Annotated in this window: 1 protein-coding gene; it reads right to left on the reverse strand. The window is 65.5% G+C overall.

Annotation, left to right across the window (positions count from 1 at the left end):
• On the reverse strand, positions 1–1,124 hold a 1,124-nt coding region (gene tuf, locus D7X96_RS39070; RefSeq protein WP_121772002.1), incomplete at its 3' end, for an elongation factor Tu.
• Positions 1,125–1,126 lie beyond the last annotated feature (2 nt).

Below are 1,126 nucleotides of genomic sequence, written 5' to 3' on the forward strand. Positions count from 1 at the left end.
AGCTCCTTCTCCATCGCGACCGGGGTGATGAGCTCCACCTCGATGGCGATGTTGTCGCCCGGCATGACCATTTCGACGTTGTCCGGCAGCTTCACCGTGCCCGTCACGTCCGTGGTGCGGAAGTAGAACTGCGGACGGTACCCCTTGAAGAACGGGGTGTGGCGGCCGCCCTCTTCCTTCGACAGCACGTAAATCTGCGCCTTGAACTTCGTGTGCGGCGTGATGCTGCCCGGCTTCGCCAGCACCTGGCCGCGCTCCATGTCCTCGCGCTTGAGGCCACGCACCAGCGCGCCGATGTTGTCGCCCGCCCGGCCCTCGTCCAGCAGCTTGCGGAACATCTCCACGCCCGTCACCACCGTCTTCTGCGTCGCGCGCAGGCCGACGACTTCGACTTCCTCGCCCACCTTGATGATTCCGCGCTCCACGCGACCCGTCGCCACGGTGCCACGGCCGGCGATGGAGAAGACGTCTTCCACCGGCATCAGGAAGGGCTTGTCCGTCGCACGCTGCGGCGTCGGAATGTAGGCGTCCACCGCCTCCATCAGCTTCAGGATGGCCGGCTCGCCGATGTCGCTGGTGTCACCCTCCAGCGCCTTCACCGCGGAGCCGGGGACGATGGGGATGGTGTCACCGGGGAACTCGTACTTCTTCAGCAGGTCGCGGACTTCCATCTCCACGAGCTCGCGCAGCTCGGGGTCGTCCAGCAGGTCCACCTTGTTCAGGAAGACCACGATGTAGGGAACGCCGACCTGGCGCGCCAGCAGGATGTGCTCACGCGTCTGGGGCATCGGGCCGTCCGCCGCCGACACCACCAGGATGGCGCCGTCCATCTGCGCCGCGCCCGTAATCATGTTCTTCACGTAGTCGGCGTGCCCCGGGCAGTCGACGTGCGCGTAGTGGCGGTTCTTCGTCTTGTACTCCACGTGCGCCGTGGAGATGGTGATGCCGCGCTCACGCTCTTCCGGCGCCTTGTCAATCTGGTCGTACGCCAGGAACGTGGCGCCACCGGTCTTCGCCAGCACCTTGGTGATGGCGGCGGTCAGCGACGTCTTGCCGTGGTCCACGTGCCCAATCGTTCCGATGTTCACGTGGGGCAGGCTGCGATCGAACTTTTCCTTGGACATGA

The organism is Corallococcus interemptor (genome assembly GCF_003668875.1).
Classification (GTDB): domain Bacteria; phylum Myxococcota; class Myxococcia; order Myxococcales; family Myxococcaceae; genus Corallococcus; species Corallococcus interemptor.